This is a genomic window from Bradyrhizobium sp. Kon56 (assembly GCF_055807635.1).
The window spans coordinates 1-367 of the sequence record NZ_JBVVOU010000205.1 but is presented as its reverse complement, the minus strand read 5'-3'; the positions used below and the strand labels follow the sequence as shown (position 1 = coordinate 367).

General features: G+C 67.0%; 1 protein-coding gene. It reads left to right on the top strand.

Annotated features, from left to right (window positions below):
• The coding region (locus AC0L3B_RS38650) for a dihydroxy-acid dehydratase domain-containing protein (RefSeq protein ID WP_473382906.1) at positions 1-367 on the top strand (367 nt) is incomplete at both ends.

The following is a 367-nucleotide window of genomic DNA, read 5'->3' as shown; positions in this document are numbered from 1 at the left end:
GGGGCGTGGACTGCATCAACCAGGACAGCACGTCCGGGTCGAGCAGGTGCCATTTCAAGCGCGGCCGCACCACGGCGCCCACCCGGGGCTTGGAATACACCAGGCCCTTGGCGCTGAGCACCCGCGTCGCCTCGCGCATTTCCGCCAGATCGCCGAGCACGTCAAACGCGGCGTGATCGAAGCCGGTGGCTTCCCGGTGGAATTCCCGGTGTTCTCCAACGGCGAATCCAACCTGCGCCCCACCGCCATGCTGACCCGCAACCTGGCGAGCATGGACGTGGAAGAAGCCATTCGCGGCAACCCGATCGATGGCGTGGTACTGCTGACCGGCTGCGACAAAACCACCCCGGCGCTGCTGATGGGCGCC